The following is a 12,790-nucleotide window of genomic DNA, read 5'->3' as shown; positions in this document are numbered from 1 at the left end:
TCCTATCTGATAGGGACCATTATCGAGTGAGACTGGCGTTGACGCAAGGCCCGCGACGGCGGTATCCACGCCCGGGGACGCTCTTCGAACCGAGCAGGCTGCATCGAGCAAGTTGCGGCCGGGTTCCGACTCGCTGCTCAGGCCGTCGTGGGGCCGCCCGGCGGCGCCACGACGGGCACTTCATGGCCACGGGCGTCGCAGATGAGGCCAATGTGCCCGGAGAGTCCGGACGAGCGTTGTCAGCGTAGGACGGTGGGTCCGGATGGACGCGGGCGGTGGTGGTCCCGCCGGCCGACCGAACCCCGGGTGGGAGGCTGCCCAGAGTCCGGCTGGGACGGGTTACGGCGATCTCGGAGAGGTGCCGTCCCGGCTGTGGTTTCCACGCCGCCCGGCGTGCTCACTCATGCCGGACTTTCGCCGGCTTCGGTGAGGGCCAGGTCCCGCTCTGGGCCCTGTGTCGCAGGCGTCAGCTCCGGTTGCTCTCTGCGACCTGCTTGCCGAGGTCGAGTTCGATGCCGTCCGGCTTCTGCAGGCCTCCTTCGAAGCGGCGCCGGACGCGGTGTTCGTTCACGGGCCGTCCTACCGTTTGGAAGTAGGTGGTCAGGGCGGATCCGAACTCTTCATCCAAAATCGGGATGCTCTCGTCGATGAGGGCCTTGGTTCCGGCCACGGCGACCTTGTCGAACCCTGCGATACGGTGGGCGAAGGCGTCGGCGAAATCATCCAGTTCGTCCTCGGGGAGGACGCGGTTGACGTAGCCGTATTCTGCCGCCAGTTTCGCTGGGAAGTCGTCGGCCCCCAGCAGGATCTCCATCGCGCGGCCCCGGCCCACCAGCCTGCCCAGGTGTCCCGTCGCGTTGCCGCCGGGCACGGCCCCGACACCGAACTGCCCCAGGACCGCGCGGAGTCCGGCGAAACGGATGTCCGTGGCCAGCGCGAACTCACTTCCCGCTCCGCGGGTGCGGCCCTTGAGTGCGGAGATCGTGACGGCTGGGACCCTGCCGAGGCGGATGAAGTTGTCCGAGTAGGGGTGGAGCCCTGTGGGGCCGGGCTTCATGGCGGCTATGTGTCCGCGTACAAGTGAACGTGCACCACCTCGTACGGATGAGAGTGCACCGTTCTTGATGCGGTGAGGGGCAAGGGTCGCGAGTCTGCTGCTGTCGGTTAGGGGTGGCAGAGGGGCGGCTGACGGTGGTCTTGGATCCGCATCGCTGGCTGGAGCTTCGGCGGTTTCGCGGTTTGTATGAGTCCGGCGCGATGAGCCTGCGGGAGATCGCGAAGGAGACCGGGCTGAACCGCCGCACGGTCGCGAAGTACCTGTCGGGTGAGGTGTCGGCTGCGCCGCCGCAGCGGGAGCCGAACGGACGGCCACGGCGGCGGGTGGTGGACGAGGTTGCCCCGCTGATCGACGCGATGCTCAGGGCGGAGATCCTGCTCAAAGGGGCGGTGATCCACGAGCGCCTGGTCCAGGAGTACGGGGTCACGATCAACTACCAGCGGGTGAAGCTCTACCTGCAGGAGGCCAGGCCCCGGATCGCCGAGGAACTCGGGATCAGCCCGGGTGAACTGGCCGGTCTGCACCGCCGGTTCGAGGTGGTGCCTGGGGCTCAGGCTCAGGTGGACTGGGGTGATGAGGGCAAGGTCCTCGCTCATGTCGGCATTCCGAAGGTCTACTCGTTCCACATGACGTTGTCGTACTCGCGCGACCCGTTCTGCTGCTTCACCACCAGCCAGGACCTGGCGACCTTCTTCGACTGCCACCGGCAGGCGTTCGTGCACTTCGGCGGGGTGCCGATGACGATCGTCTACGACCGGACCAAGACCGTCGTGCGCCGGCACGTCGCCCCGGGCGAGGCGGTCCCGCTGCATCCGGAGGCGGTCGCGTTCGCCGGGCACTACGACTTCGATATCGACGTGCTGGCCGCCTACCGGCCGCAGGGCAAGGGTCGCGTCGAGCGGCAGGTCGGCATCGTCCGCGATCACGTGCTGGCCGGACGGGCCTTTGCGTCCATCGAGGAGATGAACGCCGCTTTCGCGGCCTGGGTGCCGCTGCGGCGTGCGAAGGTGCATGGCACTCATGGCGAGGTCATCGGCCATCGGGCGGTGCGTGACCACATGGCTCTGCGTCCGTTGCCCGAGACTCCGTATGTGGTCGCCCAACGGCATCTGCGGCACGTTGGCAAGGATTGCCTGGTCGCTTTCGACGCGAACCTCTACTCGGTGCCCGCCCGCAGGGTCCGCCCCGCCAGCTGGTCGAGATCCGTGCCACGAAGTCCCAGGTCACGCTGCACTCGACGGTTCCCGGCTCGGACGGTGAGACTCTGCTGGCCGCCCATCCGAGGGCTGTGGGCCGCGGCGCCCGCATCGTCGACGACAGGCACTGGGACGGTCTGCCTACCGGCGCCGGCCGCCGCGTCACCACCGGCGACAGCCCGCCTTCGCCCCGCCGAGAGCTCTCATCTGGGCCGGAGGCCGGCCCGCTGCAGGCCCTGCTGAGCCGGGCCGCTGCTGCCCGCGTCGAGGTCGGCCGCCGTCCGCTGTCGGTCTATGACGAGCTGACCGGCACCCGCCCGTTCAAGTCCAACACTTCGACGAAGGAAGCCCGTTGAGCGAGCTGACCGGCACCCGCATCCGCACCACGGCCGTCAAGCTCGGCCTGCCTCACCTGGCCGATGTCCTGAACCAGTACATCCAGCGGGCTGACGAGGACAAGATGGGCTATCTCGACTTCCTCGACCTGGTGCTGTCCGAGGAACTCGCCGTCAAGGACGACCGGCGTTTTCGTCAGGGCCTGCGGCTGTCGAAGCTGCCGCACCACAAGACGCTGGACGACTACGACTTCTCCTTCCAGCCCGAGCTCGACCCCCGCAAGGTCAAGGACCTCGCCAGCCTCTCCTTCGTCGAGGAGAAGGCCAATGTTGCCCTGCTCGGCCCGCCCGGCGTCGGTAAGACGCACATCGCCGTCGCCCTGGCCGTCGCGGCCTGTCGGGCCGGCTACTCGATCTACTTCACCAGCCTCGACGACATGGTCCGCAACCTCAAAGCCGCCGAGGCGGCAGGTCGGCTGACCAGCAAGCTCGGCACGTATCTGCGGCCGGGCGTGCTCGTGGTCGATGAGGTGGGATACCAGCCCCTCGAGCGAGCGGAGGCGAACCTGGTCTTCCAGGTGATCTCCAAGCGTTACGAGAAGGGCTCGATCATCCTGACCTCGAACAAGGCCTTCAGCGAGTGGGGTCAGGTCTTCGGCGACGAGGTCCTCGCCACCGCCATCCTCGACCGCCTCCTGCACCACTGCGAGGTCGTTCCCATCAACGGCAACAGCTACCGGCTCAAGAACCGGCTCCAGGCCATCGAGCGTGACACCGACGTGGCCTGAGTGGTGCACGTATCCCCGTACTTGGCGGTGCACTCACACGAGTACGGGGACACTATGCGCGATTTATCCGCCAGGAAGTCGAAGTGCGCCATGAAGAAGTCGGGGTTGTCGCTCCGGAAGACGACCACGGTCAGGTCGGGAGCCTGCTCCATGCGGTCCACCAGGTCGGCGAGCTGCTCGATGGTGTCCACGTCCATGAGGTTGATCGGGCCGTTGGAGAAGGTCACGTTCCAGTAGGACGACGACACTTCGGACACGTGGAACTGCGGTGCGCTTGGCATGCGCCGCAGAGTGGCTGGCTATAATTCTGAAGGTCAATCCTTGTGGGTTACGTGCTCATGAGGCCTCGATGCCGCCCGCCGCCGTTGACTGATCGGTCGAACTGTCCACCTGGCGGCCGCGATACGGCACTTGCGTGGCTGCTTCTGGTCCCATCGGCCGCATCGTGCGGACGTGGCCTGTCGGCGTCGGCATGGCGGAACGAAACCCCGGCCTGGCCGAATGGGGGAGGCGGGGTTGCCTTCCCTGTATGCCGTCATGCCTGGTCGAGCAGTCTGACTTATAAAGTGCAAGTCTGCCGTGCATGCTTCCCTCCAGCCCCAGAGGCGGCGTTCACCCGATCGCGTCCTGCATGCAGGCCTAGTCATCTGGCGGCCGAGGCAACCGCTGTCATCAGGTCCCCCGTCGTACCGGAGGTCACTTTGAATCAGTCCCCGCTCCCTTGCCGCTCGCCACCGACGGGTATCTGGCCACCCTGCGTGAGGAGGCGGCGGCGCTCGAGCAGCTGCTGCGCATCGCGGACCCGGCCACCCCGGTGGCCACCTGTGGCAGTTGGAGCATGTACGACCTGGGCATCCATCTGGGCCAGGCGTCCCGCTTCGCGGCAGCCCTGCTGCAGACCGGGCAGGTGCCCCGCGAGCACTTCGCCCCGACGGCCGGGCAGGAGATTGCCGACTGGTACGCCGGGGGCGCGGCCGCAATCCTGGCCACCCTGGAGGAGACCGACCCCACCACACCGACCTGGGCGTTCGGCTACGAAGGCGCGGTGGCGGCGCTCTGGTTCCGCCGCGTGGCCCAGGACACCGCGGTCCACCTGGTCGATGCCCAACTGGCCACCGGGGCCGACGTGCATGTCGATCCGCTGATCGCGGCTGACGGCGTGGACGAGGTGTTCGCCGTGATGGTCCCCAGGGTCTGGCAGAACGGCGAGCAGAAGCCGCTGCCGGCGCCCGTGGCACTTCACACCACCGACACCGGACACAGCTGGCTGATCCAGCCGGGCGACATGCCGCAGGCCTTGCCGGTTGACTCGGAGGCCGCGGCGGCCACGGTGCAGGCCCCCGCCGCCGAGTTGCTGCTCGCCCTGTGGAAGCGGCAGCCCGCAAACCCGGAATGGATCAGCGGTGACATCGCCGCGGCCAACGCCCTGCTGACGGCCACGTTGACGCTCTGACCGGCTCCCTCTTCTATCGCCGGCGCCCCCGGCTGTCCCGCGAAAACGGGAGCACCAAGATCTACTGTGTCTGACATGATTCCGTCGCATTCTCGGCGGAAGTTCCTCGCCACGTCGGCCGCAGCGGCGGCTGCAGTGACCGCCGGATCCCTCGGTGTGCTCCACGCCCAGTCGGCCGTAGCAGCCGAAGGAGGAACCGGCCGCGGACCGCTGGCGGGCGCGAGTGCGGAAGGCTTCGGCACCGTCTCCCAGGCGCCGCACCTGCCCGCAGGGTTCACCGAGACGTTCACCAGCCGGTTCGTCCACGCCAATGGACTGCGCCAGCACGTGGTCGTCGGCGGCAGCGGGCCGGCGCTGCTGCTCGTGCACGGCTGGCCCGAGACCTGGTACGCCTGGCGCCTGCTGATGCCCACCCTGGCCAAGGACTTCACCGTCATCGCCGTCGACCAACGCGGCATCGGCCTGACCGACAAGCCCCAGGACGGCTACGACACGGCCACCCTCGCCGACGACCTGGCCGCCCTGATGGACGAGCTCGGCCACCAGCGGTTCGCCGTCGTCGGCCACGACACCGGAATGCCGATCGCCTACGCCCTTGCCGCCGACCACCCGGGGCGGGTCGACCGCCTGGTCGTCGCCGAGGCGCCCCTCCCGGGCATCAGCATCTCGCCGCCGGCCTTCGGCCCCGAGTGGCTCAACGACCGGATCTGGCACATCGGCTTCAACCGCCTCGCCACGATAAACGAGCTGCTCGTCAGAGGACGGGAAGGGATCTTCTTCGGCTTCGAGTTCGACATCAACGCTGCGAAGAAGCTACCCGACTACGCCGTCGACTACTACATCAGCACTGCCTCCGACCGCGACGCGCTGCGCGGCAGCTTCAGCTTCTACCGCGCGTTCGACACCACGCTCGCGCAGAACCTGGAACGCCAGAAGTCCGGCTTGCTCACCATGCCCGTCCTGGCAATCGGCGGAGCGCTCAGCATTGCCGACGGAGCCGGGGTCACCATGAAGGCTGCTGCACACGACGTGCAGACCGTGGTCATCCCCGACACCGGCCATTGGGTCGCCGAAGAGGCACCCGAGCAGATGCTGGCGGCGCTGACCCCGTTTCTGGTCCCCTACCGCGCAGCGCACACCGCCGCCTGATCCGGGGTAAAGGACCGGTTCGGGCCCCTCTGCACATGACCCCGTCCAGCGGGGCCGAGCGGGGCGCGCCCTCGACCCGCTCGGCCCCGCCGGCCACGTGCACTTCCCCGGCCCGGGCACCTCGGACGTCCCGATCGCAACCGCGTGCGACCTGAACCCCAAGGCTTTTGTCCGTAACCAACTTTCAACCCGCAGCAGAGCAAGACACGTCTTAAGCGAAATGCTCCCACAGTCCCGCAGTCGCGTGCGTTCGATGAAACGCAGGTGCTATTCCATGACGGGTACCGGCAGGGCCCGCGCTACTCGTTGCGGGCTAACCGCAGTGAACTCTGCCGACCAGCTCGTCGCCTGTTTTCCTTGGGCCGCGAGTATTCCAACAGGAATGACTGAAATGACTGACCAGCACAGTGAACCGGATGCCGGCGCACCCATAGCCAGACGCGTGATGCTCGCGACGTTCGGTATCGGCGCAGCCGGCATCGCCGCCGCGCCCTCCCTTCAAAGGGGCTGGGACAGCGCGCTCGGTGCGGCATCGCAGTACGACCCCACCAAACTCACCGAACTGCTGCTCAGCCCGGGCGGCTTCCGCTACTACAGCGTCGCCGACTCGGTGCCGCACAAGGACGCGACGAACTACCGGTTGACCGTCGACGGCGTCGTCGACCGCCCCAGAATCTACGCACTTGACGAGCTGCAGGCCCTTCCGCACACCAGGGTGGTGCACGACGTGCAGTGCACCGACGGCTGGGGGTGCCCGACACCCCCTGGGAAGCCCCCAGCTCTCCCCCATCCTTGACGCTGCCGGGGTTCGTGCCGAAGGCAAGGCGATCCGCTTCACCTGCTTCGACGGTGTGTACAGCGAAAGCCTCACCCTTGAACAGGCACGCCGTCCTGATGTGCTCGTGGCACTGAAGATGCAGGATATGCCCGTCACCTACGAGCATGGTGGTCCGGTACGCCTCTACGTTGCCCCGATGTACTTCTACAAGTCCGCGAAGTGGCTCTCCAAAATCACCGTCGCCGACCGGGTGATACCCGGCTACTGGGAGGTGAACGGATATGACGTCGACGGCTGGCTCCCCGGAGCCGACAAGAGAAGCGGCGCATCCACGGTCTGAGCCCCCTGGCCGCATCCACCGGTTCGGTCGTGCGCAGCGTCTGGCCCACCGCGCTACCAGCTGGCTGATGCTGCTCTGCGTGGCAACCGCAGCCTGTCTGTACTTCCCGCCCCTCTCCGAACTCGTCGGGCGCCCGCTCCCGCCCGGCCGGCAAGTTCAACGCCGGGCAGAAGCTCTACGCCGGGTGGATCGCCGGGGCCGTACCGGTCATGATGATCATCGGCCTGCTGATGTGGTTCACCAACCTCCTGCCACCGATCCCGCGCACAAACGCGATCTTCGTACACGACTGGGTGGCGTTGACGATTGGTCTCGTCGTGGTCGGGCACATGCGACTGGCGTGCAGAGACCCGGAGGCACGGCGCGGCATGCGGACGGGGTACGTCGACCTCGCCTGGGCAGCGAGGCACCAGCCCAAGTGGGTGGGCAGAGACTGACGGCGTCCACGAACTCGGGCCGAAGGGCCGGGAGGCGGTCGCAGGGCGCCGCCTGTCAGGACCGGAAATTCCGGCGACGCTCATGGGCCGGGGTGGGTGTTGGTGAGCAGTCGTGTCTCTGCGGTCCCTCGTTCCCTCTGCCGCCAGGTTCCGGGTGGTTCTCCGTGGTGGCGGCGGAAGGCGGCGGCGAAGGCGAAGGGTGAGCCGTAGCCGACGGCGTCGGCGATCTGGGGCAGTGTGAGATCGTCGGCGCGCAGGTGGTCGCGGGCGATGGTCATGCGCCATTCGGTCAGGTACTGCATGGGGGCCTGACCGAGTGCCTCCCGGAACACCCGCGCGAAGGCGGCGCGGGACAGGCCGCTGATCGCGGCCAGTTCGGGGACCGTCCACGGGTGGGCCGCATTCTCGTGCATGGCCTGTAGCGCGGCGGCAAGGCGGGGGTCCGCGGATGCCCGGTACCAGCGGGGCGCGGTCGTGCTGCGGCGGAATTCGCTGCGTATGGCCAGGACGAGAAGCAGGTCCAGGAGGCGATCCAGGACGATCTGCTGGGCGAGTTCGGTCCGGACCAGTTCGCGGGACAGCAAAGTGATCACGTCCCGCAGGGGATCGTCGTCGGCCGCCGATAGGGTCAGAACCTGGGGCAGTGCGTCCAGCAGCCCGCTGCCGACCTCGCCGGAGAACTGGTACGCGCCGCACAGGAACACCGTGGCCTGTGGGTTGTCCTCGGGGCTCGTCCGGGCGTGACGGGCCCGGAACTCCTCCGGCTCCAGGCATGTGGCGCCCGGCTCATTCCCGATGTAGTGGTGCGGCCCGCCGCGCACCAGCGTGACGCTTCCCGGTATGAGTTCCACGGCGCTGCCGGGGGTGTCCAGCCAGAGGTAGCCGCGGCCACGGACGACGGTGTGCACCGACAGCTGTGTCGAACCGCCAAGATGCAGTCCCCACGGTGGTTCGGTGACCGTCCGCGCGAACACCGCGCCGGTGGCGCGCGCCCGCACCAGGTGGTCAGACAGCAGGTCCATGGGGTCAGCTTGGCCAGTAGGAGTATCAGGGTCAAGACGCGAGAGCATCAAGTAAAGAATCGAGCGGAACGCGCATGGAGTGTCTTGCTCAGGACTTCTAGCGTGGAGTCATGAACAACGAAACACGCCCCACCGCACTCGTTCTGGGCGGTACGGGCCGGACTGGTTCGCTGCTGGCCGAGGGCCTCGCCCAGCGAGGGGTCGCTCCCCGTACCGCGGCACGCACCGGAGCGGACGTTCGGTTCGACTGGGACGACCCGGCCACCCACTCCGGCGCCCTGGTCGGCGTCGACCGCCTGTACCTGGTGACACCTACCATGCGAGTCAGCTACGCCGACCAGGTCGGCGCCTTCCTGGACCTCGCCGAGGCGGCCGGCGTGCGCCACGTCACCTATCTGAGCGTTCACAACGCCGACCAGGCGCCGGCCGGGATCGACATCGCGGCCGTCGAGGCCGACCTGGCCTCCCGGCCTGGCATCACCCACACGGTCCTGCGCCCCGCATGGGTGATGCAGAACTTCACCGACGACCACCTCCCGGTCATCGGCGGAGTGATCACGGCCCCGAGCACCGGCGGCAGGGAGGCCTTCGTCGATGCGGCCGACATCGCGGCGGTCGCGGCCGAGACGCTGTTGGCACCCGAAACCCACGCCGGCGCCACCTACTCGCTCACCGGCCCGCAGGCCCTCACCTTCCGCGAGGTCGCGGGCACTATTGCTGCCGTGAGTGGCCACCCCGTCGTCTACCACGACATTGACCAGGAGGCATGGATCTCCGGTGCGCTCGCCGCGGGTGTCCCCGCCGACTTCGCGGTGATGATGCGCTGGCTCACCGGCGCCATCATCGCGGGCAGCGGAGCCACGCCCACCGGCGACATCGAGAAGGTCACGGGGTGGCCGGCCACCACGTTCCGCGAGTTCGCCGAGCGCAACGCCGACGTCTGGATCTCGCAAGGGCCCGGCGCCGCCCCGGTGGCACGAGAGACGAAGCAAGCCCGCTGACTGCGGGACGCATCCGAAGGAGACACCACAATGATTGATCACGTGTACATCGCGGTGAGCGATCTCAAGCGCTCAAGCGCTTTCTATCTCGCGGCGCTCAAGCCGCTTGGGTGGAAAGAGATCGGTTCCTACGAATCGGACACTCCGGGTGTCCCCAGCCTCTTCGGACTCTGCGATCAAGTCTATGGATCGGGTAAAGCTGTCGGTGCCAGCATCTGGCTGCGTGAGCGGCAGCCAGGTGAGACCGGCCTCTACCTCGGCCTCGTCGCCGACAGTCCGGCCGAAGTAGACGCTGCGTATTCTGCCGCCCTGGCCGCCGGCGGCCAGGATGACGGTGGAGCGGGTCCGCGTCCGCACTTCGGACCCGGATACTACGCCGCGAATGTCACTGACCTCGACGGCAACCGACTTGAGATCGTCAACAAGACCATCAATCCAAAGCGCCCAGCCTGATAGGTAGTTGCCTCCTCACCTTGCGCGAGAAGTGCAGCCGGATGAAATGCGCCGACTTGCTCGACCTCCGGCTGCACTTCCGAGTGCCCCAGCTGCGAAGGCCACGCGAGTACGGCGAGAAGCACATCCAGTCGGCCGTGTTGGTGACCGTGCGTAAGCGTGGCGCTGGAGAAGTGGCCGGGTGCGGCGTGGTCAGGCCGCCTGGCCACAGTCGTTCGCGCCGGGACCGTCGCCGCGCAGCGGGCTGAAGTCGACATCTAGTGACGGGTCGTACGCCTCGGGTGGGATGCCGAGTAGGTGGGTGGAGTACTCGCCGAAGCGGCGGATGCGGTCGGTCGGGTAGGCGAGATGTGGTCCAGATACTCACGTACTCACGCCGTTCGAGTGCGACGTGCTGAGGGTCGCACGAACCGTTCGAAGTGCACCGCTGGGCCCCGTTCAGGCCCTTGCTGACCTACCCGACCTGCCCCCACGCGCCGACGCGGTGAACCTGGCCACGCCCCTCACGCTTTCCTGGCACGCATGTGGAACGGCAGCCTGCTGGTGAACATCGCGCGCGGCCGCGTCGTCGACACCGAGGCGTTGCTCATCGAGCCGAAGCTGGACGGCTGCGTGCAGCGGTAGACGTCACCGACCCCGAACCGGTGCCCGCGGGCCACCCGCTATGTCATGCTCCGGGGGCGCTCATCAGCCCCCACATGGGCAACAAGACCTCCGCCTTCCTGCCGAGAGTAAAGCGGCTGCTGTGTTCCCAGATTGGCCGCTTCGCCGACGGAGGGCTACTGGAGAACGTTGTAACGCAGCACTGAGCCACAGCCGGCGGGTGCCTCTGAATCTGGTGGAAGACTTGTCTGGCCGTGTACGAGGAGGTCCATGTGGGGCCGCATGGAGTCTCGCGCCGGTATTGCATCGACACGCTGTTGTGACGGCTCAGACAGTGCGTCGCTAGTGGATCACGCCCTTGTCGGGGTCGCCGAGGGGGACGCTTTGCACCGGCCAGATCTCGCTGGGTTCGGTCAGTAGGGGCTTTGTCGCGTCCCTGATCCGCTGAAGATTCGAGCTGGCCAGGTGCGCCTGGAAGTCCTCGGAGGTGAGCCAGTGCTCGACGATGAAGACGTCCTTGCCATCGGTATGTAGTGCGAAGAGCTTGCATCCCGGTTCCTGATGGACCAGCGGGGCGAGCTCGCGGTACACGTCGAGCACCTCTTGGGTCTTGCCCGGCGCGGGGATCAGGCGGGCGATGACAACGGAGATGCGTGCAAAACCTCTCGGGACGGTCTCCCGCGCCGTAAACGTGGGATTCGGGGTGAAGCCGCACTCCCATGATGCGCACCGGTCGCTACGCCACTGGTGGCGGCACGGTAGCGTGCCACAACCGTTGGCGCCGCCAACAGCCTTGATCATAGGTCGCTCGTGAGTCAGCCGTCCGTCACCGGGGCGAGTACAGCGCGGCGATGTCGTTGGGCAGCGCGGACTTGATCTGGCGGCTGAATTCGTCGACGAGCACTTCCTCCTGGCCGGTGAGGAGTCCCCTGATCGCGGCTCGTGCGACCTCCTCGGGACTGATCTTGGGCTGGTCGACATTGGCGGACAGGTCGGTGTCGACATACCCGGCGTGCACACCGAGCACGCGGGTGCCCTGCGAGCGCAGGGCCAACCGCATCGCGTTGGACAGCGACCACTGCGCTGCCTTGCTCGCTGCATATCCGGGCGCCTACTCCAGGGCCAGCCAGGATGCGGCGGACAGCATGTTGATGACGGCGCCGCCGCCGTTGTGGGACAGCGTCGGAGCGAAGGCCTGGGTCACAGCCCAGGTGCCGAGGTAGTTGACCTCCAACTCGCGCCTGGCGTCGTCCAGCGACGCGGTGAGCGGCGACGCCGCGAAGGCGGTGCCGGCGTTGTTGACCAGGATGGAGAGGTCGCCGATCTCCTCGACCGCGCTGGCGATGGTGGCAGGGTCCGTGACGTCCAGTTGGATCGGCACCACCCCGGGATCGGTGATCTGTTCGGGGCGGCGTGCGGCGGCGTAGACCGTGGCGCCGTGCTCGGCGAGCACTCGGGCGAACGCCTGGCCGATCCCCCGGTTGGCGCCCGTCACCAAGGCGGCCTTGCCTTGAATCTGCATGTCTATGTCCTATCCGTTCGGTGTTGCACGTGGGCCGAGGTCTGGCGTCGGCGGTAGCAATTCCACCTGACTTTTCTTCTTAAAGTCAAGGATGCTTCCCGCGGTCCGGCGAGATGGTTGTCCAGCAGGCCGGCGTCCGTCGCCACGGGCTTCAGCCGCCCTTGCCGACGGGGCGGCCGACGGCGACACACGGGCCTGTTTCTGCGGAGTTCTGCACCCCGGATGTGCGGCGTTGCCTGACGGAATGGACCGTCAGGGACAGCGCTTCGACGGCGAGGAAGGCCATTTTCTCCCAGACCATCACTGTCCAGCCGTGTGCTTCGAGGAGCGCCAAGCCGATGCTGGAGCCGATCGCGCCGCTGGCGAACAAGGCGAAGATGTAGACGGTGTTGAGCCTGGCGCGTAGGGCGGCGGGCCCGGTGAAGATCCGGGTCTGGTTGACTATCTGCGCACTGGTGGTGCCGTAGCCAAGCAGGTTGCAACCGATCACGAGGGCCACCACGGAGTCGCCGGCGAACACGAAGACGACGAAGGCGATGCCGGCGGACGCCAAGCCGACGATGTTGACGGTGTCGGGGCCGTAGCGGTCGGTGAGCCGACCGGAGTAGCGGGCGGCCAGTGCGCCGGGCACGCTGCCGAGACTGAAAAGGCCTGCC

General features: G+C 67.5%; 11 protein-coding genes and 4 pseudogenes. 9 read left to right on the top strand and 6 right to left on the bottom strand.

The genetic code is table 11. The annotated features are described in order from the left end of the window. Positions 1 to 466 precede the first annotated feature (466 nt). Complete coding sequence (locus tag A6P39_RS03300) at positions 467 to 1,057, bottom strand: enoyl-CoA hydratase/isomerase family protein (RefSeq protein ID WP_067040184.1); 591 nt, start codon at positions 1,055 to 1,057, stop codon at positions 467 to 469. A 200-nt stretch (positions 1,058 to 1,257) separates the two neighbouring features. Between A6P39_RS03300 and istA the strand changes: the two genes are divergently transcribed. Together istA and istB are read left to right on the top strand one after the other, a co-directional pair. After that, positions 1,258 to 2,496 (top strand): IS21 family transposase, encoded by a 1,239-nt coding sequence (istA, locus tag A6P39_RS03295; protein WP_443052806.1) that lies wholly within the window; start codon positions 1,258 to 1,260, stop codon positions 2,494 to 2,496. Positions 2,497 to 2,605: 109 nt separating this feature from the next. Then, positions 2,606 to 3,376, top strand: coding sequence for an IS21-like element helper ATPase IstB (gene istB, locus A6P39_RS03290; protein WP_067040196.1), 771 nt, complete (start codon positions 2,606 to 2,608; stop codon positions 3,374 to 3,376). Here istB and A6P39_RS03285 read toward each other — a convergent pair. Further along, entirely contained in the window at positions 3,322 to 3,657 is a 336-nt protein-coding gene (locus tag A6P39_RS03285; protein WP_275883795.1) for a hypothetical protein, read from the bottom strand. The genes istB and A6P39_RS03285 overlap by 55 nt on opposite strands. 440 nt (positions 3,658 to 4,097) lie before the next feature. Here A6P39_RS03285 and A6P39_RS03280 point away from each other — a divergent pair, with 440 nt between their 5' ends. The 4 genes and pseudogenes from A6P39_RS03280 (at position 4,098) to A6P39_RS03265 (ending at position 7,533) form a co-directional block, all read left to right on the top strand. After that, positions 4,098 to 4,829, top strand: a complete 732-nt coding sequence (locus tag A6P39_RS03280; RefSeq protein ID WP_067054442.1) for a maleylpyruvate isomerase family mycothiol-dependent enzyme — start codon at positions 4,098 to 4,100, stop codon at positions 4,827 to 4,829. Positions 4,830 to 4,904: 75 nt separating this feature from the next. After that, positions 4,905 to 5,978 (top strand): alpha/beta fold hydrolase, encoded by a 1,074-nt coding sequence (locus A6P39_RS03275; protein ID WP_079133758.1) that lies wholly within the window; start codon positions 4,905 to 4,907, stop codon positions 5,976 to 5,978. A 445-nt stretch (positions 5,979 to 6,423) separates the two neighbouring features. Next, positions 6,424 to 7,096 (top strand): annotated as a pseudogene (locus A6P39_RS03270) (molybdopterin-dependent oxidoreductase). Then, positions 7,038 to 7,533 (top strand): annotated as a pseudogene (locus tag A6P39_RS03265) (cytochrome b/b6 domain-containing protein). The pseudogenes A6P39_RS03270 and A6P39_RS03265 overlap by 59 nt, the downstream one beginning before the upstream one ends. Before the next feature lie 80 nt (positions 7,534 to 7,613). Here A6P39_RS03265 and A6P39_RS03260 read toward each other — a convergent pair. Continuing rightward, on the bottom strand, positions 7,614 to 8,555 hold the full coding sequence (locus tag A6P39_RS03260; protein ID WP_067054444.1) for an AraC family transcriptional regulator: 942 nt from the start codon (positions 8,553 to 8,555) through the stop codon (positions 7,614 to 7,616). Between the two features lie 110 nt (positions 8,556 to 8,665). Between A6P39_RS03260 and A6P39_RS03255 the strand changes: the two genes are divergently transcribed. From A6P39_RS03255 to A6P39_RS03245, 3 genes and pseudogenes are all read left to right on the top strand, one after another. Continuing rightward, on the top strand, positions 8,666 to 9,556 hold the full coding sequence (locus A6P39_RS03255) for an NmrA family NAD(P)-binding protein (protein ID WP_067054446.1): 891 nt from the start codon (positions 8,666 to 8,668) through the stop codon (positions 9,554 to 9,556). A gap of 30 nt (positions 9,557 to 9,586) precedes the next feature. Beyond that, positions 9,587 to 10,009 carry a VOC family protein gene (locus A6P39_RS03250; protein ID WP_079133759.1) on the top strand — a complete coding sequence of 141 codons (423 nt, stop codon included), beginning with the start codon at positions 9,587 to 9,589 and terminating at the stop codon, positions 10,007 to 10,009. A gap of 370 nt (positions 10,010 to 10,379) precedes the next feature. Then, positions 10,380 to 10,818: pseudogene (locus tag A6P39_RS03245) on the top strand (NAD(P)-dependent oxidoreductase); the annotation flags it as partial. A 136-nt stretch (positions 10,819 to 10,954) separates the two neighbouring features. Here A6P39_RS03245 and A6P39_RS03240 read toward each other — a convergent pair. From A6P39_RS03240 to A6P39_RS03230, 3 genes and pseudogenes are all read right to left on the bottom strand, one after another. Further along, the gene (locus tag A6P39_RS03240) at positions 10,955 to 11,413 is read right to left on the bottom strand and encodes a putative quinol monooxygenase (protein ID WP_079133760.1); all 459 of its coding nucleotides are present in this window, start codon (positions 11,411 to 11,413) and stop codon (positions 10,955 to 10,957) included. A gap of 25 nt (positions 11,414 to 11,438) precedes the next feature. After that, a pseudogene (locus A6P39_RS03235) lies at positions 11,439 to 12,134 on the bottom strand (SDR family oxidoreductase). Positions 12,135 to 12,285: 151 nt separating this feature from the next. Beyond that, positions 12,286 to 12,765 (bottom strand): hypothetical protein, encoded by a 480-nt coding sequence (locus tag A6P39_RS03230; protein WP_067054452.1) that lies wholly within the window; start codon positions 12,763 to 12,765, stop codon positions 12,286 to 12,288. Positions 12,766 to 12,790 lie beyond the last annotated feature (25 nt).

The organism is Streptomyces sp. FXJ1.172, assembly GCF_001636945.3.
GTDB lineage: Bacteria > Actinomycetota > Actinomycetes > Streptomycetales > Streptomycetaceae > Streptomyces.
This window is presented reverse-complemented; position numbering and strand designations above follow the sequence as displayed.